The organism is Leptospira alstonii serovar Sichuan str. 79601, from assembly GCF_000347175.1.
Lineage (GTDB): Bacteria > Spirochaetota > Leptospiria > Leptospirales > Leptospiraceae > Leptospira > Leptospira alstonii.
In genome coordinates this window covers 217,993-244,028 of the sequence record NZ_ANIK01000028.1, presented here as the reverse complement: position 1 = coordinate 244,028, position 26,036 = coordinate 217,993, and the positions used below count along the sequence as shown (strand labels likewise).

The following is a 26,036-nucleotide window of genomic DNA, read 5'->3' as shown; positions in this document are numbered from 1 at the left end:
CTTAATTTCTGAATAACCTCAGATCCTCCTCGTTTTTGATCAAAGCCCCGAGAAACGGAATTCTTACTTCTTCCTTGAGAACCGCACCTTGATGTACCAAAATTTGGATCCAATCCAAAAGTTCGCTCGTTCCCGGCTTTTTCTTGAGATCGTCCATTCTTCGTATGAGATAAAACATTTCGAGAGCTTTGATGAGTAACGTATGACCCACTCCCGGATAATGGGAAAGAATGATCTTTTTCATAAATTCGGGATCCGGAAATTCTATATAATGAAAAATGCATCTTCTTAAAAAAGCGGCGGGTAATTCTTTTTCGTTATTGGAAGTGATGATCGTAAGAGGACGATGTTTTGCCTGAATACGTTTTGAAATTTCGGGAATAAAAAATTCCATTCTATCCAATTCCAACAAAAGATCGTTCGGAAATTCTATATCGGCCTTATCGATCTCGTCGATGAGTACGATCGATTTTTGGTCCAGGTTAAACGCCTCTCCGAGTGCACCGAGCCGAATGTAGTTTTCAATATTTTTTACTTTTTCGGAATCTTCGGAAAAACGAGAATCGTTCAGTCGGGAAACCGCATCGTAAAAATACAATCCTTCCCTTGCCTGAGTGATCGACTTGATATGCCAGGTATAAAGAGGAAGTTTTTTTTGATTCGAAAGATATTCGGCTAAGAGAGATTTTCCGGTTCCGGGTTCTCCTTTTAAAAGTAAGGGACGAGAAGTTACTTCGGCGAGAAGGATCGCTTCTTCCAACGCGGGAGATAAAAGATACGTTTCAGTCGATAGTTTCATGAGAAGTCTTGGATTGATTCTAACTTGAAGGCGGTTCCCTGCAAGAGAAAAACTATCTGACTTCAAAAACGACACTGTCGATGATTTTTCCGGTCTTGTCCCGTAACGAAAGAATATGAAATCCACGCTCCGGTTTCCAGAACACGTCTTTCTCTTTTGCTTCTTGCATTTCTTTACCGTCCAAGATCCATCTTAATCCGGACGTAAATACGGACGCCAAAAAACGAAGTTTTTGCCTTCCTTCTGGAATGTCAGGGTCGAGCGCATATATGGTTTCATTTCCGGGAAGCAAAATTTTAGAAATAGAAGACGAAACTTGGCGCACAGGTAAATCTCGTAAGGTTTCTAAAAATCGATTGTCCGGGTGTTGTTCTCTTTCTTGTAAGAGATTCATCACCGCGTTCCAAATCGGAGCCGCTCCGGTGATCCCGCTCACATCCCACATCGGACTGCCGTTCATGTTTCCGACCCAAACTCCTACGGTATATCTTTTCGAATAACCCACACACCAGTTGTCCCGCATGTCTTGAGAGGTTCCCGTTTTAACCGCCGTAAAAAATCGTGTACTCAGATGATTGTTCAGACCGAAGGAAAGGGACCTGTATTCTCGGTTGGAAAGTATTTCGGATAACGTGTCAGCGGATTCTTTGGAATAAATTCTGCTCCAGAGATTTCCCTCCTGAAAATTTTCCGAAAGAGTTTGCCTTGCCTCGGACGGGTCGAACGTCGGTTTAGAAGAAACTCCTCCGTTCGCAAGAGTTCTGTATGCGTTTGTCAATTCGAACAAAGTGACGTCCGCGCTTCCGAGTGCGAGAGAAGATCCGTAAAAGTCCGCCCTCTCAAGTCCGCTAAAACCCAGTTCCCGCAGACTCTGAACAAAATCGGGAACACTTACAAGATCCAATACGTGAACCGCGGGAATATTCAACGAAGAAGCCAACGCAAATTTTGCCTGTACGTTTCCGTGATATACATTGCTGTAATTTCCGGGTTTGTAAATGCCCGAAACCGCGTTCCATTCCGCTGGGCTGTCGTCCAAAATCGAATTCGGTTTTAATACTTCCTTTTCAAATGCGAGTGCGTATAAAAACGGTTTGAGAGTGGAGCCGGCCTGTCTTTTGGACTGGATCGCATCCACATAAAAGGAAGAACTTTCCGGAAGATTTCCTACGTATGCGAGTATCGCTCCGGATGTATTCTCGATAACGAGGATTCCGGTTTCGGACACGTTCTGTTTCTTCAGTCCGTCTATGTTATTTTTTGCAAGTTCCGTGACTTTCCATTGAAGATCGAAGTCCAAGGTAGTTCTTACTTTTGCGTCCCTGAAAAGAATCCCAGAATTTTCTTTGAAGATTTTCTGAGCCGCGTGAAACGCGATTCCCTCCGTGGATGGAAGCCCTGTGATCTTGGATGTTGCAATCTTTGCTACGTTTTCAAAAGAATCACAGAGATCCTCTCGTCCGATTTTTTTGGCGAGAATACAACTCCTTTTTGCCAAGGTTGCAGCCTTGGCTCTCGGAAACGGAAGCATCGCTACGAGAAGAATGGATTCGGTGTCGCTTAACGCGGATGGTTCTTTTTGAAAAAGACCTCGGCTGGCCGCTCTAAGTCCTCTCAATTCTCCTCGAAACTGAGTCAGATTCAGATATCCGGTTACGATTTCATTTTTCGTCCAAGTTTCTTCGAGTTTTTGAGCCAGGTTCATCTGTTCCCATTTGTCAAAAATACTTCTGCTGCCCGGTTTCGTTCCTAGAAAGATTCCCGCAAGTTGCATGGAAAGAGTACTCGCTCCTCGTTTTGAGTTTCCTAGGATTCGATCCTTCACCGCGCCTAAAATTGCAAGTCGGTCCACTCCCGAATGTTCGAAGAATCGTTTGTCTTCCTGTAAGAACAAGGAAAACAGCAAGGTCTCCGGAATTTCCCCCTCTTCCGTCCAAGCAAGTTTTCTTTCTCTGGAGTCGAGGCGAACGGTCTGTAAAAATCTTCCGTGCAGATCCAGAATGGTTCCGTCCGAGGAATGATACGAATTTCGAATCTCCCGATAAGACGGAACTCCTTCGGAAAAAAGAATATTTGAATACAAGAATATACTGATACAGTAAAATAGGAGTCGTTTTTTCTTGAGGATAACTATTACGGTAGCATATAAGCGGCTCATAGAAACGCCCCGCAAATGATTCGAAGCTGCGGAAAACTGAGTCGGAATTCCGACAATCCTCCGTAAAAAATCGGCCACCCAACCCTGATTGTAGGTGGTGGGGAAAGAAATTCTATTTCGCCTCCTACGGGTCGCGAAATAGGAGGTGGGAAGACTCAGGAGACTTTTCTCTATCATAAAATCATACTTTTTGCAAGTAAAAAGTATACCTTCTATCGGAACACTTGCGTTTTAGATGTTAGGGACGAGTAGCTAGGAATTAGGAACAGCCGCATGTTCTGCATTTAAAATCCTAACCACTCGCCACTTGAAACGTCGGAACACTTGAAAAATCGCCCACATCTTTGGCCCATCTGAAAGACGCGTAACGCGATCGCAAAAAACTTAGTATGACGCTTCCTAAGGGGCGCGTCATAGGGAGAAACCTCCGCCCCTTTTTTGTCTTTTGAATAACCCTGTCTTCTCCGCTTTGATGATATAACTCGCAACTTACTCCTTCGTTACCGTTTGATCCGGATTCGGAAGTTCCGCAAACTGATCCGGAAGATACATCGCTTCGGCCCGAGTCGGAGGCAGAACAAATTTTCCGGAATGATTGATTCGATATACGTATTCCAAAGTCACGGAACCTCCCGGTAAGTATTCGAAATACGCGGTATAACCTTCCCATTTTCGTTCTACGAACGTAGGAGAAGACCACCAATTGTCGTCTTTCGCCAGTTCCGCACCGGATCTGGAATCGTTTCCAAGTCCGGAACCTAAGATACTCGCGCCCGCGGGAATCGGATCTTTGACCGCAACCCAAGAAAGAGCCGCTTCGGTATGAATTTTTAAACGGACACGGACCAAATCCCCTTCTTTGAAAGAAGACTTCCTACTTCCGGATTCATCCAGAATTTCCTTGTCCATTCTCATCCCGCTTTCGAGTTTTTCTTTCAAAGGCAAGGCCGCCTTTGTATGAATGACCGCATACGGTTTTCCACTTCCGTTTTGTACGAACTCCAGGTTTTGTGTACTTTTGGGCATGGGGATCGATAAAGTCGGAGGATCTTTTTTATTTTTCCATTCCAAAGTGTTCGTATTGTTTTCCAAAGTAATCGTAGTGTTTCCTTCCACGCTGTCTTTTTCAAACTGTTGCGAATATGCTTGGAACGCGAGAATTCCGAGTGCGTTTGCGGGTGTAATATCCCAGTGTCCCTTGGACTGTCTTGCGATCGCACCTCGGATCAAACGAGGGAGATCTTCTTTCCAACTCGGATCTTTTGCCACGGAAAGAATGGTTCTCATCACGGTCGAATCGTTGGAAGACAACAACCACCAAAGACTTGATTCGTCCGTAAAGTTATAAGAGGTTCCTTGAATTCTATATCTTGACTTCAAAAGGACGTCTAACGCAGGAATCTGCTTCTTGAAGGAATTGGATCTGGAATAGAGATTTCGAAGGCTGATCAAAATGTCCGAAGGAAGAATTTTCGGATCGGTCTGAACGGAACGAATCACGTCGTCTTCCACAATTTGAAAACGAGACATTGCATCGAGCACGATAATCCTTTTCAATAGAAAATCAGTATTGGAAATGTAGCTGTTTCTATAAATCAAACCTTTGTTGTATCGATTCAAGGCTTCTAGAAGAGTTCCCCGAGTCTGTTCCGGAATTTTATTTCCGGACTCCGAAGAGAGAATCAAAACATACGCGGTCAAAATCTCGCTTCCATACCAAGACGACGGAAAGAATTTCAACAATCCGTCTCCGTCGAGATAAGCGCTTAGTTGATCCATAATCTGATCCCATTCTTTCTGAGATCCGGACGAAATCGCCTTTGAGAGTTTTTGTTCGAGACAGGTATATTGATATTTGCTCATATACTCTCTCGAAGAAAGAATCGCTCCGCCCGTAAGCGAGGATTTTAAACTGATCTCAAGCTCTCCGCTTCCTGCGATCGCTTCCTGATTTTCTTGGATCGGAAGACTGAGTTTGCCGTCTTCTAAACGTCGAAAAGTAGATTGTAAAACCCGGACCGGAACCGATTCTCCCACTTTCTGACGGAAACGAACCGTATCCGTAAAAGCTCCTCCGACTTCTTTGGTCTGGAACTCATAGACGATCTCGTCCTTTTTAGAAGGGATCGATAGACTCCAGTGAACGTTTACGGATTCTCCCGCCTTTAATTGAATATTCTTAGTTTCTAATTTAAGATCCGGTGATGTTTTAGGGCTGATCGTGAGTTCCAAATTTCTTTCGGTCGTGTTTTTGAGGGAAAGCCCGCTTTGTACATTGTCCCTTTCTCTCGCAAACGGAGCGATGGACGGATAGACGAGAACGTCTCTTGTGGTCTGGATCTGAGTCGAGCCCGAACCGAATTTATCCTTTCCGGAATGTACGATCGCGACGATTTTAAACGAGGTCAAGGAATCGTTCAAAGGAACTTCCACTTCTAAAAATCCGTTTTCGTTCGGTTTTAAATCCGACTTCCAATAGAGCAAAGTATCGAACAACTCTCTCGTAGTCGCCCCGCCCCCGCCTCCACCCGGAGGTAAACTTTTTAATCCGAAATGTCTGCGACCTACGACCTGAAGTTGCGCGGTGGAAGTTTCTACCGAATTTCCTCGTTCTCGCATCATCGCTCGGAGTAAATCCCAGGTATCGTTTGGTTTCAATTCCAAAAGCCCCTGGTCAACCGCGACTAACGTGATCCTTGCGTCCTTCTTAACCTGCGCGGAAGGATGATCGATTTGAATTTTTACCTTTGCTTTTTGTCTGGTCCCATAAACGGTTTTATCCGTTTCCACTTTTACCGGAACCTCGAACGGTTTCCAACCGACTCGAATTTGAGCGAGGCCCAATCGAAAGGAAGGTTTTGCCAAATCGACAAGGGCGGTTTCTTTCGGGCCGTCGACTCTGCCTCGTACAGCCAAAACGGAAACAAATACGTTCGGCGCAAAGGAACTTTCAATCGGAATTTCGATTACCGGTTCTTTGCCGCTCAAGGTTTTGATAAACGAATTGAGAATTCCTTCTCTTTCCACGGTAACGAGCGCAGTCGCTTCCCGAAACGGCATTCGGACCTGGAAGCGAGCTCGTTCACCCGCTTGGTATTCTTTCTTTTCGGGAAGAAGATCCATACGATCGTGATCGCTTGCAGCAAACCATAGATCTTCCTTGCCCGTAATCCAAACGGAAGAATTTGCCTTTACGTCTTCTCCGGAAAGAGAGGCTTCAAAATAAACCTCTCCCGTTGCTTTTACGGGACCGCTGCAAAATAAAATCCCTTTCGCATTCGTTTTTCCGGAACAGAATTCTCCGATTTCTTTTACTTCGTATTTGTGTTCGTAGCTGTAAAAACCGCCGACCAAACGTTTTCGATTGGAATAATATTTCTTAGTGTAAGCAACGACAGTCGCCTTCTTACCTTCCACGGGTATTCCCTTTAAATCAAGAACCGCCACTTTGAACTTAACGGAATCTTGAACCGCGGCCCAGCCTTCGGGAGCGATTCCGATATGATATTCCGAAGGATAAATCGGAAAGGACCTAGTTGCGCTCTGAATCTCTCCGTTCGGATCTCTGTATTCGAGTTCGGTTTCGAGTCTTTGGGTCGTGTTCGATTCCGGAATGGATTTCACAGTCGTTTCAAAAAAACCTTTTTCGTCCAAGGTAAGCTGGGTTTTTGTAAAACCTTCCGCGGAAGTCGAAGTTTCTTCGCTTTCTTCCGATCTCTGATTCACCAAACCGTTGCTAAATAAAAAGTCGGAATAGTCCGGAAAATAAACTCCGCCTCCGACCGTAACTCTGGTTCTCAAAAGAACCGGAAGTTTACCGGCTCCCCCTCCGGAAAGATAACGAACATTTCCCGTAAGTCCCAACTTAGAAGGACTGATATTCGAGCCGGAAGTCTGGAAGTCGGCTTTCATCAATGGAACACGAAATTCTTCCACCCTAAATTCTCCGATGGAAACCTGACCTTTGTCCTTTGCCGGGAATTCGCTTAACAAAATCTGATAAACTCCCAGATTTGCCTCTTTAGGAATTTTAAACTGAAACGAACTCGTTCCTTCCGGATTCCATTTTAAAGAAATGGAATATTCTTTTTCGCTCCCCGAATGGATGATCTTTACAAAGGACGGATATTCATTCTGGCCCGGAATTTCAAACCCGGAGCCTCTTTTCGCTCTCGATACGATTTTCATAGAAACGGTTTCTCCCGCTCTAAACAAGGTCCGATCTAAAACGGGATGAAAGACAACGTTACTGCTTCCGTAATCCCCCGGAAGATTGAATCTCCAGTTTTCGATTCCGTTTTGCCAACGAGTGTGCGTAAACGTAAAATCGTCTTCGAAGGCCGCGGTCAAAAACAAACCGTTCTCGTAGGATCTCCAAGAACAATACGGAACCTTATTTCGCGTAGGAATTCCTTTTACGATCAAAGTTCCGGAAGGACCGGTTTTACCGACAAAAATCTTCTCATTCTTGCAATTGAAAATCTGAATGTCTGCGTTCGGAACTGGTTTGGCGTCGTTCAATTTTGTCACCCAAACGAGAGAGGATTCTTTTCCCCATTTAAAATGCAGGGAAAGATTGGTCACCAAGGCGGCGGTTCGAACGTAAAACGGTTGATTGGTTTCTAATAAAGAATTTTCTAATACGTCCGATTTCATTTCGACTACGTGAAAACCCGGTTTCTTGAGAGGAATTCCCACCACCTCGAATCGACGAGCGCCTTGTTTGGATTGGAGTTTGATCTCGTTCGTAGGAGGCGGATTTTTGGAAGGATCAAAGATAGAATACTGATGTTCTAAGTCTTCGATCGTCTTGAGATATTGAACGATCTCCGCGATCTGTGTGGAATCGAGAATCATTTCTCTTCCCGTGAATTGTTTTGGGGGATTGGAATTCTGCTTTTCATCCTTGCCCGTAGCCCAATTCAGGATTTCTTTCCCCTTCTCCTTTAACTTATCGAATTGTTCTTTAACCTTGTCTTGAGTATCCGGACTGGTTTTGACTTGATAGAGGCGGACCGGATTCTCCGCCTCCAGGTTTCGAATCGTAACCGGAAGAACGGCTTCCGGAAATCTTTCTAAAATTCCAAACGTAGACGCAAACTTCAAAAGAGGCGGGTAGTCGTCCGTCGATACGCTGAGAGGAAAGGAAGACTGATTGGTAAGCGAACGTCCCGCGTCGTCCTTGACTCCGGATGGAAGAAGAATTTGAAACTTGGACTTTGGAGAAAGAGGCGCCGGAAAACTCACTCCGTAGTCATGGCTTCCGTTTTCGGAAGAAACTTTAGCGGGAATCGTTTTTCCGTCGCTCGTCTGAAGCTGAATCTTACGAAGGATCTCAACGGGAACGGGAGAATTAAAATTGAGAGTCAAAGGCAGAGAAGGAATACAAGCAGACTTGGCGTTCACTCGATCACAGTTGAAGATCGCACGAAAAGGATCCCTGACCGTAAATTCAATTTTTCTTGTAGAACTTCTGGCGACTCCCGATTTGGATTTGAGTCCTTGTTCTAAGATGAGATAAGCTTTTTTACCACTCGGAAATTTTTGATCGGGTTTGATCAGAATTGTCTTTTCGCTTTTGCCTTCTCTGTAAGCGGCTTTTAAAATTTCCTTTTCGACGGAAGAGCCGACTCTGCTGAAACCGATCTTATCTTTCAGACCTTCCGTTACGAAGTATAAATGATCGCTCGCGCTGGAAAGATCCGCTTCCGAATCCAAATCCAGGATAAAAATCTGATCCTCATTGATAACCCCGCCTTCGTAGGGATAAGAAGAATCAAGTTCCGGTCCGCCCGTATGAAAGGAAAAACGTTCTCCTTCGTTCAAAGAATTTCCGGCTACCGACTTTACTTTTTTGGTTTCAAAAATACACTCTACTCCGCCCGGAAGCAGTTCGGGAAATTCAAGAACCCAGTTCTTATCGTCCACCCAACGTTGTGTTCCTTGAAGAGGACAACGAATTTCAAAAGGATACAAAGAGAATTTTGGATTTCCGAGTGGAATCATCGATTCGGAAAAACGGGCTCTGATTTGAGAGGGTTTTTTAACTTCTCCGGTGGGACCAAATTCGATTTTCACCTGAGCGTTCAGACTTCCCGTAAAGAGTATAAAAATTATAAAACAAAAATTTTGCAGCCTTCCGTTTTTCCCCAAAAGAAAATTTAAGTTTTGAAAGATGTTGCGAGCTTTGGAAAAAGAAATAGATAGGGAATTCAAGGTTTTCTCCCGAATCGTTTGTATGTTTCGGAAAGAAAACCTCGGGCTCAAAAGAGGCGCAAGCGAAAAACCGGATTAACCCGCGATACTCGCTTCCCGAATCAAAATGTCCGGAACCTTGATCGAAGAATAAGAATCGTTGTATTCGTTTGAAATTCCTTCGATTCTAAAAAGGAGATCGAAAAAGTTTAGATTCATCGTTATACGATCGACCGGATGAACCGGCATTCCGTTTTTATAATAGATCCCCTGCACACCGATCGAGATCTCACCGGAAACGGCGCTACATCCCGAACCGCCTTCTAATTTTAAAACGTAGATACATTCCGGGTATGCGTTTAACAATTCCTTGAGAGATTTATCTCCCTTGGGAACCACATAATTGTTAAACGAAGTGCCGACCCTTCCACCGTAAGAACGAACCGCGTTCCCGGTTGGAGAAACACCCTCCTTTTTCGCGGATTCCAAATTGTAGAGATAGGTCTGAAGGACTCCGTTTTCGATCACCGCTTTTTTGCGGGTCAAAACGCCTTCCGCGTCGAGAAGTCTGGAACCGGGATAGTCGACAACGTGAGGATCGCAAAACACATTCCAATTTTTTGATGCGATTTGGGATCCCAGCTTCCCTTCCAACCTGGACAGACCTTTTTGAACGCTATCCGCGGAAAAAGGAGAAGAAAACATTCCGAAAATTTGAGGACTGATTCGATTGGAAAGTACGATCGGATAAGAACCGCTTTTTACCGGACTTGCGCCCAAAAGAGCCATGGAACGTTCGGCGGCTGTGGACACGATAAATTCAGGTTGGATTCTTTCTAAGTCCAAACCCGAACGCGTATAACCGCCCATTTTTTTGGACTTCCCATCGGTTGCGACTAACGCAACTCCGGCCGAAACCAGATTCGACTTTTCGCTGTGAAAAAGTCCATTCGAATTTGCTAATATAAATCGACTCCAGGTTTTACCCGCGTAAGAATAAGGAACATTTTCTATTTTTTCCCCGACGGACCAGGCAAGGTCGTCCAATTTTTCACCCGTGGATTTCAACCATTCAAAACCGAGAGATTCCAGGGATTCTTCGTAAGAACGAATGTGAATATTAGGGAGTTCTGAAGTTCCCGGAAGATCGATATCAAGCGGATCCGAAATTTTAGCCTGAGCGACCGCGTCTTCTACCATCTGCGTCAGCGCTTCCTCGGACAATTTCTCGCTGTAAGAATATCCGGGTTTTCCGGACTGAATCAAACGAATTCCGATCCCTCGAGAATTGGAAAGTTCGGTATTACTCACTCGTTTCCGAAAGAGTTCGATTCCCACGTCTTTCGATTCGGAAGCTACGAGATCGTATGCGTCGAGTCCTTTCTTTTTACAGACGTCTAACACGTATTCAACGGATCTATCCAGATTCAAGAGCGACCTCCGACGAGAATTTCGTCCACTTTCAAGGTAGGTTGTCCGACCGTAACCGGAACCGATCCGGAAGCGGCTCCGCACATTCCCGCGGCGAGTTCCAAATCGTTTCCGACCATGCTGATCTTGGGGAGAATCTCGTCTCCTTTGCCGATGAGAGTCGCGCCTCGAACGGGCTCGGAGACTTTACCGTTTCGGATAACATATCCTTCTTCTACGGAAAAGTTAAATTCTCCCGTGGAAGGATTGACCGAACCTCCCCCCATTTTTTTGGCAAAAAGTCCGTATTCGATTCCGGCCAACATGGAATCAAAAGAATCCTTACCCGAGGCAATGTATGTGTTTCTCATTCTGGAAACGGGAGCATACATATAACTTTCTCTTCTCGCGCTTCCGGTGCGTGGAACTCCGACTTCTTCGGCTCCGACTCGGTCGGCGAGATAACTTTTTAAAATTCCATTCTCGATCAAAACCGTTTTTTGAGGAGTAGACCCCTCGTCGTCCATGTTGATACTTCCCCAAGAATCGGGAATCGTTCCATCATCGATCGCGGTCAAACAAGATTGCGCGATTCTCTCTCCGAGCTTATCCACAAAGGGAGAAGACTTTTTACGAATCGCTTCGGTTTCCAACGGATGTCCGCAGGCTTCGTGAAAGATCACACCGCCGAATCCGTTCCCCATCACGACTGGCATCTTCTTTCCTTGGATGTATCCAGCGGATAACATCAAAAGCGCTCTTTCCGCCGCCGTCTTGGAAAGTTGTTCAATGGGAAGGTTACTGAAAAACTCAAAACCCTTTCTGGCTCCCGGATTTTCCGAGGCTACAAATCGTTCTCCTTCTTTTTCCGCAGCGACGTTGATGCTAAAACGACTTCTCACCCTCAAATCTTCGAGAGAAAGTCCTTCCGAATTGTAAATCCCAATTCTGGAAACCGAGTCGGACGCGGAAGCGCTCACCTGCACGATGTTAGTTGAAATTCCTCGAGCGGTTTTGTCAGCACGAAATAAAAGTTCCAATTTTTCATCCGGAGTTACTTTGCGCGGGTCTCTTATATTTTCCGGAAAGGAAGGAACTTTCAGATCCCCTCTGAAAACGAGGGCCTGCCCGCCACCCTTTGCGGCTCCTCTGGAGTCCGCCAATAAGTCTATTAAAGAAATCAAATGTTCCGGATCTTCGTTGTTGGTATGTGCGTAAAGAACGTCGGTTCCGTAGATAAGTCGAATTCCGATTCCGTAGTCGATTCCCGCAAAACTTTGTTCTATCTTTTGATCTCTTAAACTTACGGAAGAAGATCTTGTTTCTTCTTCAAATATTTCTACGAAATCCGCTTTTCTGGAAAGTCCCGCTTCCAGGATGAGTTGGGCTTTGTTTGTCTGCATTCTATCCTTTTAGACTCCTAAGAAGTTCGGAGTCCGTAGTTCTTTTTGATCAAGGTTTCTTGATTTTTTCCCTGTATTTGATCGCGTGAGCGGTCGCTTTCCATTTGATTCGATTCCAAACGATCAGAAGAATACTCGTTTCTTCGACTTCGAAACGGTAGTTGATGATCTCGTCTCCGCCGAGTGCCTTGGATTTATCCAGCAATTCTCTGTAACCGGTTTCACCCGTAACCCAAAGTAAAAACCAAGAAGTGTAAACTCCTTCGGTTTCCACCGTTCCTAAAATTTGAAAATCATCCGAGTTCAAAACGTATTGAGTGAAGTTCGTACTGAGTCCGGGAACTCGAATGTCCCTATAGATACAACCGCCCAGCAAAAAAGAAACAATCGCTATACACAGAATGTTTTTCCGTCTCAAAACTTTCATAAACTTCCTCCCCTTCTTAAAATTTCAAAAAGAAAACATTATAAATCTCGAATGTAGTTATGTTCGGGTAATTTTCCCTGCAAAGCGAGCCGGATATAGTCGATTCCTTTTAAATCGTCGGAATACCTCGGGATCAGATGAAAGTGCATGTGAGGAACCATTTCCGAAACGGTGACGGTATAAACCTTAACGGGAGAATAATTTTTATAAATCCAGGATGTTGCAAACTCAAGAGCCTTTCCGAAATCGGAAAACGAATCCGTTGTCCAATCCCGGTAAGAAGTCCAATGCGAACGAGGTTCGATGTAAAGATAACCTTTGAGCCTTTTTTCTTCTTCGCAGTGGCGTACCGAAAACTCTCCGAATTTCATGAGAATTTCGGAGCGATCACCGGACTGATGGAACTTGCAGAGAGGACAGTCGGACATGATAAAAACCTAAAAATCGATTTCTATGATTATTTCAAAGATTCTTCTCTTGTATAGGAGAAAATGGTCGATGGATGGAAATTAGGTTAAGCTCCTATGTTGGAATGATTTCCGAAATCGATCCTTCATTTATAAAAAAAACGTCAAGTAACATGAATTCGATCTAGGAAAGTTTGAACGAATCGGAAACTTAAAGTGTCGGCTTTAACCGCAACGTCTTTCTACGAGAACACTGCTGATATGATGATAGATCAACGATTCGGATCAAAAGACATGAGTCTACACAAATACATTGATAAATCGAAAACTCGCCTTCATCTTGATCCTCATTTTTTTGCGGAGGTCCGTATCCATTTTAAATCCGATGATCCGAAAGTGATGAGATGAGAGCACGTTTTTACACGTTTAAATTAGAGGGTTCTAAAAAGGATTTCGTCGAACTCGTTTTCAAATGGAACGGTCAAGTCCTTTTTCAGTAGCATTTCTCTGAAAAATACTTGGAGCTTGTCCCAAAACCTGAAAATGTGGGAACTCCTACGTTTTTAAACGATGATAAGCTGGATCTCTTCCGGGCCGTTATGGATAAAATCGAAAAAATTTTAACCCTGACATCTGATCCCTAATCGCTGACATCTAATACGTGGGAACTCCAGCAAATTTCCTTCGAGGTTTTGGGACAATCTCTTGAAACAAAGCTTTAATGGTCGGCAATATAAACCTATCGAAATCGTTTTAATACAAACGGGAATTTTCGGTTTCGAGCTTTTAGATAATAATTAAACTTATGTAATATGAGGACTTTATGAAACGTCTTTTTTTCGTCTTCGCTCTTCTTTTATTTTGGAATCAATCCGTAGTCGCGGAAACGACGACTCTTGCGGACGGACTCGCAGTTATAAAAAGATTTTTAGGAGATCCGGCAACCGTGGAAAAATCCTGGCTTGTCGAGTCGATCCCCGTTTGGAAAAAAGAGGAAGAATCCAGACTGGAAGCCTATTTGAAAAAAATCCTATCTTCCCGACTTAAAAATTCTTCTTTTCCGTCGAAAGACGTTCTTAAAAAAGAACTGGAAAAAATTCCGAACTTAGGCGGAATCCGAATCCGAAATCAAAAGTCCACACTGTTTCATCGGGTATCAACCGGAAATGAATTTCCGAATCTTTCTCAGATTCGAAGTTTTACAATCAAAGACTATTATGTTGATTTTTATCTCGGAAGACAAACCGGAATCGCATCCGTTGAATTCCTAAAAACCGGATTAGCGGCTGCATTTTATTATTTTTCCGAGGATGAAACCCTTCTCTACTCTCAAGAAACTTCCGAATGGAAAATCGCCGTAGGAGAACTGAATTCCTTTTTTAAAACGCGAAATACAAATTGCCAAGGTTGTGAAAAGATTCGATTGAACGACGGCACGTTGTTTTTCTTTCCTTCTCAATCGGGGATTTCCTTTTGGCTCCGTCTCACAATCAGCGTCCTTCTTTTCGTCTGCGCTCTGGTTCTTACGATTTTTTTCTTTCGAAGTTTTTGGATTCGAAACAGAGAAACCCTTCGAAAAGCGATTCAAGCTCAGAAGACTTTGGATCAGGAAAAAAAATCGATTCTTTCTCAATAATACTCAAATTTTTGCTATACAAATACTTACATATATTTTAAATTTGCTCCCAGAAAACCGGGTGACATAAACCCGAGTTTTTGAAAAAAATCGAAACTGATTCGTTTTTTAGGTCCGCAAATCCTATTTTTGTCCGGATTGGGAATTATACTTAAAAAAGGGTTGCCGCTGATGCGACACGGATCTCCTTCCGGGAACCGTAAAGGAAGGAGGCAAAAAACATGGGAGAAGGTATCATGAAGAAAAGTAAAGAGGAAGCTCAGAACGTAGACGATTCCAAAAAGTTAGCGATCGAGCAAGCGATGAGCCAAATTGAAAAACAATTTGGAAAAGGTGCGATCATGAAATTGGGGTCGGACGCTGCGAAACAGGCGGTTCAGGTCATTCCTTCCGGTTCTCTGGATTTGGACGTCGCGCTTGGCATTGGCGGTTACCCGATTGGAAGAATTGTGGAAATCTACGGACCTGAATCTTCGGGAAAAACAACCCTTACTCTTTCGGCGATCGCGGAAGCTCAGAAAAGAGGCGGTGTGGCGGCTTTTATCGACGCAGAACATGCGTTGGATCCTTCCTACGCGAAAAAACTCGGCGTCAATATCGATGAGCTTTTGGTTTCTCAACCGGATAATGGGGAAGAAGCCTTAGAAATCTGCGAATCCTTGGTACGAAGCAATGCAATCGATATGATCGTGATCGACTCCGTGGCCGCGCTTGTTCCCAAGGCCGAAATCGAAGGGGATATGGGAGATTCTCACATGGGTTTACAAGCAAGACTCATGTCCCAGGCTCTTAGAAAACTCACCGGAACGATTGCAAAATCCAAAACCGTTGTCGTTTTTATCAATCAGATCCGGATGAAAATCGGTGTAATGTTCGGTTCTCCGGAAACGACCACAGGCGGAAACGCTCTGAAATTCTACTGCTCGGTTCGTCTGGACATCCGAAAGATCGAAACGATTAAGGAAAAGGAAGAATCGATTGGAAATAGAGTGCGAGTCAAAGTCGTTAAAAATAAGTGTGCGCCTCCGTTTAAACAGGCGGAATTTGATATAATCTTCAACGCGGGAATCAGTAGAGAGGGTTCTCTGGTTGACCTCGGTGTAAAGCATGATATCATTCATAAGGCCGGAGCCTGGTATTCTTACAATACGGAGAAAATCGGGCAGGGAAAAGACGCGGCTAAGGAATATCTCAAAAACAACCCGGAAATCGCCTTTACCGTTGAAAATATGATCAGAGATCTAAACGGCCTCCCTTTGTTACAAGCGCAGGAAAATAAAAAACCGCGCAAAGAGGAAAAATTAGAACAGGCCGCCGGCTAAACAAACTGGCTTTCTTTTTAGGAACCCTTGACCGCCGAATGAGAAATCATTCGGCGTTTTTTTTTAGTTACAGTATCTTCCCCAAATTAAAATCTTTCTTAAGAAACCAAGAGCTTGTCCCAAATTCTCCAAGAACCTGTGGGAGTTCCCACATTTTTCGGAAGAGCTAGGACCTTTTAGGACAGGTTTCCAAAAAAAAGTTGGAATTTAATGGCAGAGATCAGCATTTTAGGAGCCGGCGGTTTAACCGGTAAAGAACTACTTTCTCTTCTTTCCCGCCAAAAAGAACACGACGTGGTTCATATCACGAGCGATAAACTTGCGGGTAAAACAATCGCCGAAGTTTTTCCCGAAATCCCTTTTCCAAAAAATCTCACCTTTTGCAAACACGAAGACCAAGTTCCGAAAAGATCCTTAGTCGTCCTCGCCGTACCGAACGAAGTATCGATCGAAGCGGCTCCTAAATTTTTGGACGCAGGTCATAAGGTTATCGATCTTTCCGGGGTTTATAGACTTCACAATCAAGAAATATTAGAAAAATATTATAAACTAAAACACACCCGTTTTTCCTACGTCGATAAGGCGGTCTTCGGAATCCCTGAAATTTTTAGGGATAAACTGAAAGGTGCGGACTTTGTTTCCAATCCGGGTTGTTTTTCCACTTCCGTAATTCTTCCCGTATTTTTGTTAGGCGAACTTAAGAAAAATCTAAGGCCTCGGATCGTAGCCGATTCCAAGTCTGGCGTTTCCGGCGCGGGCGGTAGAACGGAAGACGCGGGTTATTCCTTTACGGGAGTGTATGAAAATTTTCGAGCCTATAAGATTCTCTCTCACCAACACGAACCCGAAATACAGGAATACATTTACGCTCAATCGGGACTTCCCGAGCCGGAAGTCGTTTTTACTCCGCATTTGCTTCCGGTTTTTAGAGGAATTCTTTCGACAATCGTACTGGAGTTCAATTCGGAATCCTCCGTCGATCCGATTTCCGTCTTGCAAAATTCCTCCAAAGACGAACCCTTCATCCGAATCCTAAAAACGCCGGAAGAGGTCGAACTGAGAAAAATACAACACACGAACTTTTTGGACATCGCACTTCGTAGAAGAGGAAACACGTTAGTCATCGTTGCAGCTCTGGACAACCTCTTAAAAGGAGCGGCGGGTCAGGCACTGCAAAACATCAATCTGATGACCGGAGTCAGGGAAACACTGGGCTTACTCCCTTAAAAAAAAATCGTATGGAAAAAACGAGCCTTTATCATCTACTCAGGGACGTAACCGCCGTTTACGCGGATCGTCCGATGTATTGGATTCGGGAGGAATCGGGCGATTTCCGAGGAATCTCTTATCGGGATTGGTATGAAAATCTTAAGAACCTTTCCACGTTTCTAATCGATCTGGGGATGCAGAGAGGAAACACGGCGGCGCTTATATGCGATAATCGTTATGAATGGTCCCTTTGTTCTCTTTCCTTGGTCACGATCGGTTGTGTGGACGTTCCCCGCGGTTGTGACGCTACACTCGACGACCTGAAATACATTCTTGAACATTCCGAAGCCGGGATTCTTTTTTTGGAAAACGAAAAAGTCCTAAAGAAATTATTGGAAAATACATCCAGCCTTGCAAACGTAAAAACGATTCTACTGATCGACCCTCCTTCCAAATGGAAGGACTTGGAATCCGCGCGTTCACAACTTTCCGGCGCAAAATTCTTCTTTTTAGAAGACGCGCTTTTAGAAGGAGAAAAATCCAGAACCAAAAAGGGCGACAAACCCTACGATCAAAGAGGAGAAAGTTTAGTCGGTAAAGATCTTGCGACCATCATCTATACTTCCGGAACCACGGGCGCGCCGAAAGGTGTGATGTTGAATCACAGAAGTTTTACTTGGGGAATTCACCAACTTCAGGAATTCGTTCCGGCTTCCTCCAACGATAGGACCATCGTCTTTCTTCCTCCTTGGCATATCGCCGAAAGACTTTTGGAAACGACTCTCATTTCCTGGGGCGCCTCCATGGCCTGTTCTTCGGTTCCCACAATTCCTGCGGATATGCAAAAGGTAAAACCCACCGTGCTCGTTTCGGTTCCCAGACTTTGGGAGGGGCTTTATAAAAGAATTCACGATACGGTTCGTAAAAGTCCTCCTCTCAGACAAAAACTTTTTCATTTTGCGGTAAAAATGGCCGCGATTACTAAGAGTCTTCAAGATACGATGCGAGATTCTTATGCGAGTACGGAGACCGAAAACCCGAATCAAAAAACGATCGATCGTTTTGTAGCGAGCGTGTTTCTTCTTTTTCTATTTCCCGTTAAAATTCTTTCCTATAAAATTTTGCAAAGAGTGAGAGATTTATTCGGAGGAAGAATCCGTTTCGCGTTATGCGGCGCGGGCGCTATGCCCCCGCACATTCAATTTTTCTTTCGAAGCGCGGGAATTCCGATCATCGAAACATACGGTATGACGGAAACGACCGGGATCGGTGCGATCGGAGAATTTCCTCTTCCGAAAAACGGTGCGATCGGCGCTCCGTTACCCGGAACCGCAATCAAACTCGTAGGAGAAGACGGAAAAATCGTAAGTCTTCCCGGAGAAAAAGGAGTCGCTTGGCACAAGGGACCGCACGTAACCGTCGGTTATTATAAGGAGCCCGAAAAAACCGCCAAATCTCTGCAAGACGGATGGCTCGATTCGGGAGACATTTTGACCTGGACTCATACGGGAGAATTGAAATTCGCGGGAAGGGCCAAAGATACGATCGTTCTCTCAGGCGGAGAAAACTTGGAACCCGCTCCGATCGAAGCGAAACTCACCGAATCCGAATTCATCAATCAAGTGATCGTCGTTGGACAGGACAGAAAGAATCTGGGTGTTTTGATCGTCCCCTTCTTTGATCGCGTCCAAGAAGAATTTCAATCGCAAGAGAAAAAAATTCCGAAAGACCCTACCCAGTGGAATTCTTCCAAAGAAGTAAGCGCGTTCTTTAAGAATATCGTAAAGGATAAAATCTCCACAAAGGCCGGTTTTAAATCTTTCGAAAAAATCGCGCACGTCCACATTCTTCCTAAAGAATTTGAAAAAGGAAAGGAAATGACCGAAACGATGAAGCTCAAACGAAACGTAATCTTTTCTTTGTATCACGAAGTCATTCAATCATTGTATGAAAACGATGAAGATTGAACATTCAAAAACATTAATTTGTTCCGCGATCGAAGAAGAATCGGATCTGATTTCGAAGGACGGAAAATTTGCCGTTTCCGTTTGTGGAATCGGAAATTTACAAGCGGGTTTACGGCTTCAAAGTTTTTTATTAAATCGCATAAGTAAAGATCTGACACTCCCCTCCAATATTTTATTTATAGGTTCTGCCGGAGTGTATCCTTGGATGCATCCTAGTTTTTGGAAAAATCGATTCGGGTTCTCGTTTCAGTTTGAAAATCAAGAACTCGGAAAAATCGAAAGAAGAATCCGAGTTCCGGAGATCGTTCCCGACTCGTTTGTGTTCCCTCATTCTTTCGAGTTCGAATCCGTAGAAGAAATTCTGGTTTCAAAAACGAACGCTACCGGTTCGATTACGATTGAAAACGTTTCCGGAAAAGCTCTGGAATATCTAAGAGATCACGACCTGGGCTTTGAGAATATGGAATGTTTCGGACTCGCAAAAGTTTGTCATGATTTTCAGATCCCTCTTTATTCGTTCTTTGCTCTTACGAACACGGTAGGACCTTCCGGAAGCGAGGAATGGAGATCCAATTACAAAAAGGAATCCGCAAGGCTTCAGGAGTTTCTTCTATCTTTTTTTCTTTGAGAATTTTTTCCCCGGATAAAAAAGATCGTAGATTTCTTCGAGATGCGTCTTCGCTTCTTCCTCTCCCTTTTGAATGATCTCTCCGAACTTGTTGAAATCGAAAAAGGAAAATTCCTCTATATGAAGATTGATAAATAGATCCATCTTGTCCTTTCTGAGTTTCGTGATTTCCCTTCCTTCCAATGTGATGGCCCTTCCCATAATTTTGAGGATCGGAGGATACTTCAAATCCTCCCAGAAATTTTTGAAAAAGGATTTTCCGGTTATCTTTCGGTCTTCCAAAAGTCTTACGATCGCCTCGTCTCTGAGAGGAGAAACGTTCGCCGACAAAATGATATCGGCGCCTTTTTGTCGAATTAAATTTTCGGGAACGTTATTGATCACACCTCCGTCCACGAGAAGATGATCTCCGTGAAAAATGGGAGGAAACATTCCGGGAAGACTCATCGCAGCCGCTAAGGCTTCCCAGACGGGCCCGCGATCCATCACGTATTCTTCCCCGCTGTGAAGATCCACCGCCGAAGTCACAAAAGGAATTTTTAGGTCTTCGATGAGCGCGGAACCGAATGCATCCTTCAGCATTCGATTCATTTTTTTACCTTTGAAAAAGGAAACGAGAGGAATGGTGGGATCGAAAGGTTTGTCCATTCCCCCGAAAAATTTATGAATCATCTTGTGGATCGTATCCGTGTTTTCCCCGCGCGCATACAAGGCCGCGATCACCGCTCCGAACGAAGCTCCCGAAACCACGTCCACTTTTATATTCTCTTTTTCTAATACTTTTAAAAGCCCGACGTGGGCTAGTGCCCGCGCGCCGCCGCCTCCCAGAGCCAAACCTCTCGTTCTAGATACGAGGTATCTGGAGAACGTTTCTTCCTTATGAAAGATTTTCTGATGTTTTACGCTATCTTCGGGTCGTATCGAATTGACGGAATCCACATAACGAATCGTCCTTCCGGCGAAATTTCGAATTCGGGATCGGAAATACGTGATGATTTCCGTTTTTTTCTTTTGATTCCGTTCCGGATTGTCCTCCCAAAAAACGATTTGATCCGCTTGTAAGAGAAGTTTGTCGAGCTCCGGTTTTAAACCGGATTGTTGAAAATACAAATGAATGACCGGGAACTGATTTCTAAGTAAGGATAACCTTCGGATCGCGTCCTGTATGCTGACCTTTTCGAAAGATTCCATCGGGACCAAAGTCATCTTTCCTTCGTGGGAATAACCTCCGATCTTTACGATGGCGTCTAACTTCTCCTTATAACCTTGCACTTCTTCCAAAGGAACGTGACAGATCATCCTTCTAGGAAGAGAAGTGATTCCGCTTTCCGGTTCGAGATGTTCCCTGAATCGATTGCTCATCAACCGTATCAAATTGCTTGAAAGAATCGGTTCTTTCTCCGCAAGTTTGAGAAAAAAATGTCCGTCGAGTACATAAAGCAAAGTGTCCATCACTGCGATCGCTGAACCGGCGTGTTGCGTTCGGGTCATGAGGCTATTCTCCGCAAAAAAATCCGCCTCACCGAGATATTTGACCGACTTTCCGGATTCTCCGAAAGTAAGCATCACCTCTCCGTGTCGAACTATAAAAAGTTTATCCGAAATATCTCCCCGATAATAGATTACGTCGTGATTATATACGTTTCTTTCCTCGATGTTTTGATAAATGCGAGTCAGGACAGCCGGAGATAATTTGTGAAACAAGGATATCCCGGAAAGAAATTTCAGAATTTCTGGATGAATTTTTCGTGCCATAAAACGTTGGTGACTCTATTTAATAGGACGATAAAGTAAAGAATTTCTCAATGCCTCATCTTTGAATCGCGTTTCTTTCCGTGCTTTTCTCTTGATTTTCTGGCTTATCGCACAATGTTATACACAATGACTTTGAAAGCGAACTCCGTCGTAACCGTTTTTAGACAATCCGTGGTTGACTGGCATAAAAAAGAGACTGCTTCCCCGAATCCGTTTCCTCCCGACAGCGTCGAGTCAATCCTCTACAGTAAAAATCAAATCGATACGATTCAATGGCACGTAGAAGACGAAATCCGCAGACCGGATCTGCCGGATAAGGAACTGGTCAATTTCAAAAGACAAATCGACAAACTGAACCAAGAACGCACCGATCTCGTCGAAATCTTGGACGACCGTATTTCCTCCGAATTTCAAAACGTCCCTAAAAAATCGGGGGCGAGAATGAATTCGGAAACTCCCGCCTGGCTTATCGATCGTATGAGCATTCTCGAACTCAAAATCTATCACATGGAAGAACAAACTCAAAGAAAGGACGCGGATGAAAATCATATTCGTACTTGTAAACACAAACTCGACGTTCTTCTGGAACAAAGAATCGATCTCTCCCGATGTTTGGACGAACTGCTGGAAGATTTAAAAAACGGAGACAAATTCTACAAAGTATATCGTCAGATGAAGATGTACAACGATCAAAATCTGAACCCTTCTCTTTATTCTAAAAAATCATGAATTTATTGGTCATGAGATTCTCGGCCATGGGAGACGTCGCTCTTATGGCGCCTGCGCTCATAGCGATCGCGGCAAAATATACGAACATCCAACTTACGATTGTTACACGGGGAAACTACGCACCTTTCTTTTATAATATTCCGAACGTCAACGTGGTCGGCTTTAATCTAAAACGGTACCGTGGAATCGTGGGCCTTTATAGACTTTTTAAGGAGATTGACAAATTGGGCCCGTACGAAAAAGTGATCGACCTTCATTCTTCCGTTCGTTCGAGGTTGATCAGTCTTCTTTTTTCCATTCGCGGAATCGGAGTGTTCCGAATCGTAAAGGGAAGAAAGGAAAAACTGAGACAGATCCGTCAAAAGAAAAAGATTCTCACTCCCCTTCCGCATACCGTGGATCGTTATCTCAAAGTTTTCGAAAACGCGGGTTATCCCGCTTCGGCCAGAAAAGGTCCTTGGATCAACGTGGACCCCGAATCCAAAATGTTCGCGAAAGAATTTTTCGAATCTCAGAATATTCAAAAAAAGGAAAGTCTTTGGATCGGTTTTGCTCCGTTTGCCGGACACGCTCTGAAAGAATGGCCTCGAGAAAAAAGCAGAACCCTTCTGAAACTTCTTCTGGAAGAATTTCCGGACGTTAAAATTTTCCTCTTCGGCTCCAAGGAAGAATCCAAAATTCTCGCGGAGTGGAACCGGGGCTTCGAGGAATCTTTGAAGATCGTCTCCGGCGGTAAGTTCGGAATTCGAGGCGAACTCGGGATCATGGAAAGGATGGACGTCATGATCGGTATGGATTCCTCCAACGTACACATCGCCGCACTTTTAAAAAGACCGGTGATCGGAATCTACGGAACAACACATCCTTATTCCGGTTTCGCTCCGTTCGGCCAGGAAGACTCGGGGGTATTACAAATCGATAATTTACCTTGTAGGCCCTGTAGTATCTACGGAAACAGGACTTGTTATCGTAAGGATTTCGCTTGTATGGAATGGATTCAACCCGAAGACGTGATCAAAAGGATTCGGGTCGTTTACAACATCAATACTCTGTTTTAATTGACAGAAGCTTTTTGAAAGATCCGTCTTTGTCCGTTTGTTTATCATAAAAACCGAATATTCATTTTTCGCGTTTAGAGTTGAAAATTTTCCAAAACCTTTAGAAGTCGTCTAAAAAACGGTTTCTAATGTTGTAATATGTCTTGCGTGAACCTCAAGTGGAAAGTTTTGAGGCGGGCTTCTATTCAAAAAACCTTAAGAACTGATCCAACGGATCGGGCAGGGAAAAAAGCATGTTGATGAGTGTGTTTCTTTTTTTCTTATTCTTAACGCTTGCAACCGTCTTATAAACCTCCTCCATTTTATCCACGCAGGCCGTCATTTCGTGCCCCTTGGAAATCTTGATGGATTCTTTCGAAAACTTTTCGTAAAGAAGCGGGTCCTTCAAAATCGCAACCGCTTTTTCCGCGATTCCTTTTACGTCGAAAGGTTTGGCGATAAATCCGTTTTTTCCGTCGTGGATGAGTTCAGGAATCGCAAAGGAATCCACTCCGACGGCGGGAAGTCCGCAGGCAACGGATTCCAAAATCACAAGTCCTTGGGTTTCCATTGTGGAAGCGGTTAAAAACAGATCGTATTTCGGATACTCTTCCGGAAGTTGTTCTCTCTTGATAAACCCGGTGAAAGTCACCGCGTTTTCCACGCCTAAATTTTGAGCCTGAACTCTCAAGGAAGAAAGCGCCGGACCGTCCCCGATAATCGTAAGAGTGGAATCCGGAATTTCGTCGTGGATCAGTTTGAATGCGTTTAAAATCACGTCGCAATTTTTCTCGTAGGAAATTCTCCCTACGTGTAAAAGTTTCGGAGCGGAAGGCAGTTGTTTGATGGTTCCTTTAAAACTCGTAAGATCGAGTCCGTTCGATATGACCGCAATTTTAGTTTTTAATCCGAATTCACGGAGTTGTTTTTCGATCAGATGAGACGGCGAAATGATTAGATCGCAACGTTCGTAGATGTTGTTTGAAATTTTAAGTATGATCTTTTTGCGGATATTGAACTTATCGAATTTTTCGATCTTACTCAGATCCTTCATCTTCAATTTCTTATCCGACTTACTCGCTTTCAAAAAAAGTTTGTCCAGTTTGAGAAGTCTGTAAAAGGAAAGATACATGTCCTGCTCGGACATCAAAGTATGATAGGTTCCGATCGTAGGAATTCCGTATTTTTCGGTCGCGTTGATCCCGTAAAGACCGAGCAGACCGGGAGTATGAATGTGAACCAGATCCGGTTCGAATTCTTTGATGATTCTTTTGATCTTGGTCGGCGAAGGAAGAACGACCTTGATATCCGGATAACTCGGAAGATATCCGCTTCTGAATCTTTCGATGTGAATTCCATCTCCTATGGAATCAAAATCTCCCTCCCCGTATTTAGGACAACAGATCGCAAACGTATGACCTCTTTTGGCAAGAAGATCCGCGAAATTTTTCATGGAAATCGCGACACCGTCCACCTTCGGAAGAAAGGTATCAGAAAAATAAAGAATTCTCATCTAGGATCTCCTCACTTACGGACTTATCGAAATCCAATGTGACTGAAAGAAAATATCGAATTTACAATTCCCAGGTCGTGCAGAATCTGGGCTTCAATCGATTAGAGAAGATGCCCGAACGTCTTAGAAAAATCACTCTTTTTTTATTCTGTGCAAGTATTGTAACCATCGGTCTATCCGTATCTCTTAGCCAAGGATTTTTAATTCTTGCCTTCCTAACCTCGTTATTCTCTTCTAAAACTTCCGGATTTTGGAAAGAGCCCGCGATCCTTATCGGAGTTTTGTTTTTCGGATGGTATTTGAACGACTTCGCAGTTCATTCTTTTCGGGAAGAAAGTTTTCGAACTTACTTTAAGACTGCGTTTAGCGCGGAACTCAAAGATATTTTTCTTTTCATCGGACTTATCCTCGCTTGGAACTTAAAAAAGGAAGAATTTCCTACGGTTCTCAAAGCTCTCAACGTCCTCTTTTGGATCCTACTCGTTACCGGTTTCATTTCCAGTTTCTCGCCCGTTCGTCTTTCCAGACTCGTAAGCGATTTGTATCGGGAATCTTCCAGTTGGAAGTTCACTCATCCCATGGGTCATGTCGGAGGATTGTCTCTTTATCTTCCGATCGGTTTGATGAATACGCATCTAACCTTCGGAGGGCTTTTACAATTTTTCTTTCCCGTGCCCGTGTTTCTTTTTTTGAAATCCTTCTTCGATAAAAATTTCAAAAAGGCGGGAATTCAAGGAATCATACTTTTATTTTTTCTCTACGTAGTCTTTTTGAACAACGCCAGGTCCTCTATGTTGGGCGCGATTTTTTCCTCGATCACCGCTTTTCTCATACTGGGAATCGTCCGTAAAGAATTACCCACCGCAAAAATTTTACTCTTTGCGAGCGGTGTTCTTGTATTTCTGCTTCTCGTGGGAATCGCGCTTTCCTTTACCGAGGCGGGTCAAAAGATCATCGATCCTCTTTTTGGAAAGGAAAAACATACGGATTCCGGAAGAACGATTATTTGGGATTCCACATTTCCTTTGATCCAAGAAAACCCGCTCATCGGAGTCGGACCGGGAAACTACAACCGAGAGATTGAAAAATCCAGAATGGAACATTCCGAAAAGTACAGGGAACTCTACTACTTTTACGAAACGACTCAAAGGGGACACGCGCACAACGATTACTTTCATCTTTTTGCGGTTTTCGGTTTTCCGGCGGTTTTCCTTTTTCTTTCTTTGGGAACCGTATTGTATCGGAAGTTGACTACGACAAAACTTCCGTATGAACGTTCCTTATATTTTTTCGGATTGTCCGGTTTTTTCTTTTCCGGACTCTTTCAGTGTTATTTTCAAGACGACGAAGTCGTGATTTTATTTTGGATTCTTTACGGTCTTTTTTTAAGATTTTCCAAAGAAGAATCCTTCGCTCCAGTTTAAGTCGTCTATCAGTCGGT

The 26,036-nt window shown here is 43.9% G+C and carries 18 protein-coding genes; 8 read left to right on the top strand and 10 right to left on the bottom strand.

The window, feature by feature from the left end; genetic code table 11:
* Nucleotide 1: 1 nt before the first annotated feature.
* The 7 genes from LEP1GSC194_RS06895 to LEP1GSC194_RS06865 all read right to left on the bottom strand — a co-directional run bounded on the left by LEP1GSC194_RS06895 (nt 2) and on the right by LEP1GSC194_RS06865 (nt 12,820).
* Nucleotides 2–799 (bottom strand): AAA family ATPase, encoded by a 798-nt coding sequence (locus tag LEP1GSC194_RS06895; RefSeq protein WP_036041658.1) that lies wholly within the window; start codon nt 797–799, stop codon nt 2–4.
* 52 nt (nt 800–851) lie between these two features.
* On the bottom strand, nt 852–2,957 hold the full coding sequence (gene pbpC, locus LEP1GSC194_RS06890; RefSeq protein ID WP_081605049.1) for a penicillin-binding protein 1C: 2,106 nt from the start codon (nt 2,955–2,957) through the stop codon (nt 852–854).
* A gap of 489 nt (nt 2,958–3,446) precedes the next feature.
* Nucleotides 3,447–9,110 carry an alpha-2-macroglobulin family protein gene (locus LEP1GSC194_RS06885; RefSeq protein WP_036041654.1) on the bottom strand — a complete coding sequence of 1,888 codons (5,664 nt, stop codon included), beginning with the start codon at nt 9,108–9,110 and terminating at the stop codon, nt 3,447–3,449.
* Between the two features lie 138 nt (nt 9,111–9,248).
* A complete protein-coding gene (locus LEP1GSC194_RS06880; protein ID WP_020772927.1) occupies nt 9,249–10,583 on the bottom strand; it encodes a TldD/PmbA family protein in 1,335 nt (444 codons plus the stop codon).
* Complete coding sequence (locus LEP1GSC194_RS06875; protein ID WP_020772895.1) at nt 10,580–11,965, bottom strand: TldD/PmbA family protein; 1,386 nt, start codon at nt 11,963–11,965, stop codon at nt 10,580–10,582. Before LEP1GSC194_RS06875 ends, LEP1GSC194_RS06880 begins: the two co-directional genes overlap by 4 nt.
* 49 nt (nt 11,966–12,014) lie before the next feature.
* Nucleotides 12,015–12,392, bottom strand: a complete 378-nt coding sequence (locus tag LEP1GSC194_RS06870; protein WP_017809133.1) for an LIC11742 family lipoprotein — start codon at nt 12,390–12,392, stop codon at nt 12,015–12,017.
* A gap of 38 nt (nt 12,393–12,430) precedes the next feature.
* Nucleotides 12,431–12,820 (bottom strand): HIT family protein, encoded by a 390-nt coding sequence (locus tag LEP1GSC194_RS06865; protein WP_017809134.1) that lies wholly within the window; start codon nt 12,818–12,820, stop codon nt 12,431–12,433.
* Between the two features lie 802 nt (nt 12,821–13,622).
* Here LEP1GSC194_RS06865 and LEP1GSC194_RS06855 point away from each other — a divergent pair.
* The 5 genes from LEP1GSC194_RS06855 to LEP1GSC194_RS06835 all read left to right on the top strand — a co-directional run bounded on the left by LEP1GSC194_RS06855 (nt 13,623) and on the right by LEP1GSC194_RS06835 (nt 19,561).
* Nucleotides 13,623–14,435 carry a hypothetical protein gene (locus LEP1GSC194_RS06855; RefSeq protein WP_017809914.1) on the top strand — a complete coding sequence of 271 codons (813 nt, stop codon included), beginning with the start codon at nt 13,623–13,625 and terminating at the stop codon, nt 14,433–14,435.
* A 221-nt stretch (nt 14,436–14,656) separates the two neighbouring features.
* Nucleotides 14,657–15,757: a recombinase RecA gene (gene recA / locus LEP1GSC194_RS06850; RefSeq protein WP_020772841.1), complete on the top strand. Its 1,101-nt coding sequence runs from the start codon at nt 14,657–14,659 to the stop codon at nt 15,755–15,757.
* 210 nt (nt 15,758–15,967) lie between these two features.
* Nucleotides 15,968–16,984, top strand: a complete 1,017-nt coding sequence (gene argC, locus LEP1GSC194_RS06845; RefSeq protein ID WP_020772747.1) for an N-acetyl-gamma-glutamyl-phosphate reductase — start codon at nt 15,968–15,970, stop codon at nt 16,982–16,984.
* Between the two features lie 11 nt (nt 16,985–16,995).
* Nucleotides 16,996–18,933, top strand: a complete 1,938-nt coding sequence (locus tag LEP1GSC194_RS06840) for a long-chain fatty acid--CoA ligase (RefSeq protein WP_020772913.1) — start codon at nt 16,996–16,998, stop codon at nt 18,931–18,933.
* Entirely contained in the window at nt 18,923–19,561 is a 639-nt protein-coding gene (locus LEP1GSC194_RS06835) for a nucleoside phosphorylase-I family protein (RefSeq protein ID WP_020772870.1), read from the top strand. The genes LEP1GSC194_RS06840 and LEP1GSC194_RS06835 overlap by 11 nt, the downstream gene beginning before the upstream one ends.
* On the opposite strand, the gene LEP1GSC194_RS06830 is transcribed toward LEP1GSC194_RS06835, so the two are convergent.
* Nucleotides 19,544–21,316 carry a patatin-like phospholipase family protein gene (locus LEP1GSC194_RS06830; protein ID WP_020772920.1) on the bottom strand — a complete coding sequence of 591 codons (1,773 nt, stop codon included), beginning with the start codon at nt 21,314–21,316 and terminating at the stop codon, nt 19,544–19,546. The genes LEP1GSC194_RS06835 and LEP1GSC194_RS06830 overlap by 18 nt on opposite strands.
* Nucleotides 21,317–21,442: 126 nt before the next feature.
* Here LEP1GSC194_RS06830 and LEP1GSC194_RS06825 point away from each other — a divergent pair, with 126 nt between their 5' ends.
* Both LEP1GSC194_RS06825 and LEP1GSC194_RS06820 read left to right on the top strand, forming a co-directional pair.
* Entirely contained in the window at nt 21,443–22,045 is a 603-nt protein-coding gene (locus LEP1GSC194_RS06825; RefSeq protein WP_020772840.1) for a DUF4254 domain-containing protein, read from the top strand.
* A complete protein-coding gene (locus tag LEP1GSC194_RS06820; protein WP_086005159.1) occupies nt 22,042–23,103 on the top strand; it encodes a glycosyltransferase family 9 protein in 1,062 nt (353 codons plus the stop codon). The genes LEP1GSC194_RS06825 and LEP1GSC194_RS06820 overlap by 4 nt, the downstream gene beginning before the upstream one ends.
* A gap of 181 nt (nt 23,104–23,284) precedes the next feature.
* Here LEP1GSC194_RS06820 and LEP1GSC194_RS06815 read toward each other — a convergent pair whose 3' ends face one another.
* Both LEP1GSC194_RS06815 and LEP1GSC194_RS23400 read right to left on the bottom strand, forming a co-directional pair.
* The gene (locus LEP1GSC194_RS06815) at nt 23,285–24,595 is read right to left on the bottom strand and encodes a glycosyltransferase (RefSeq protein ID WP_020772781.1); all 1,311 of its coding nucleotides are present in this window, start codon (nt 24,593–24,595) and stop codon (nt 23,285–23,287) included.
* A gap of 61 nt (nt 24,596–24,656) precedes the next feature.
* Nucleotides 24,657–24,863 (bottom strand): hypothetical protein, encoded by a 207-nt coding sequence (locus LEP1GSC194_RS23400; RefSeq protein ID WP_331272586.1) that lies wholly within the window; start codon nt 24,861–24,863, stop codon nt 24,657–24,659.
* Here LEP1GSC194_RS23400 and LEP1GSC194_RS06810 point away from each other — a divergent pair.
* Nucleotides 24,763–26,019 (top strand): O-antigen ligase family protein, encoded by a 1,257-nt coding sequence (locus LEP1GSC194_RS06810; RefSeq protein WP_331272587.1) that lies wholly within the window; start codon nt 24,763–24,765, stop codon nt 26,017–26,019. The two genes, LEP1GSC194_RS23400 and LEP1GSC194_RS06810, sit on opposite strands and share 101 nt — an antisense overlap.
* Nucleotides 26,020–26,036 lie beyond the last annotated feature (17 nt).

Coding starts and splice junctions, on each gene's coding strand:
- LEP1GSC194_RS06825 (WP_020772840.1), top strand. CDS start 21,443: ATGACTTTGAAAGCGAACTCCGTCGTAACCGTTTTTAGACAATCCGTG.
- LEP1GSC194_RS06840 (WP_020772913.1), top strand. CDS start 16,996: ATGGAAAAAACGAGCCTTTATCATCTACTCAGGGACGTAACCGCCGTT.
- LEP1GSC194_RS06835 (WP_020772870.1), top strand. CDS start 18,923: ATGAAGATTGAACATTCAAAAACATTAATTTGTTCCGCGATCGAAGAA.
- LEP1GSC194_RS06865 (WP_017809134.1), bottom strand. CDS start 12,820: ATGTCCGACTGTCCTCTCTGCAAGTTCCATCAGTCCGGTGATCGCTCC.
- LEP1GSC194_RS06855 (WP_017809914.1), top strand. CDS start 13,623: ATGAAACGTCTTTTTTTCGTCTTCGCTCTTCTTTTATTTTGGAATCAA.
- LEP1GSC194_RS06895 (WP_036041658.1), bottom strand. CDS start 799: ATGAAACTATCGACTGAAACGTATCTTTTATCTCCCGCGTTGGAAGAA.
- LEP1GSC194_RS06875 (WP_020772895.1), bottom strand. CDS start 11,965: ATGCAGACAAACAAAGCCCAACTCATCCTGGAAGCGGGACTTTCCAGA.
- LEP1GSC194_RS06820 (WP_086005159.1), top strand. CDS start 22,042: ATGAATTTATTGGTCATGAGATTCTCGGCCATGGGAGACGTCGCTCTT.
- LEP1GSC194_RS06870 (WP_017809133.1), bottom strand. CDS start 12,392: ATGAAAGTTTTGAGACGGAAAAACATTCTGTGTATAGCGATTGTTTCT.
- LEP1GSC194_RS06815 (WP_020772781.1), bottom strand. CDS start 24,595: ATGAGAATTCTTTATTTTTCTGATACCTTTCTTCCGAAGGTGGACGGT.
- recA (WP_020772841.1), top strand. CDS start 14,657: ATGGGAGAAGGTATCATGAAGAAAAGTAAAGAGGAAGCTCAGAACGTA.
- LEP1GSC194_RS06830 (WP_020772920.1), bottom strand. CDS start 21,316: ATGGCACGAAAAATTCATCCAGAAATTCTGAAATTTCTTTCCGGGATA.
- argC (WP_020772747.1), top strand. CDS start 15,968: ATGGCAGAGATCAGCATTTTAGGAGCCGGCGGTTTAACCGGTAAAGAA.
- pbpC (WP_081605049.1), bottom strand. CDS start 2,957: ATGAGCCGCTTATATGCTACCGTAATAGTTATCCTCAAGAAAAAACGA.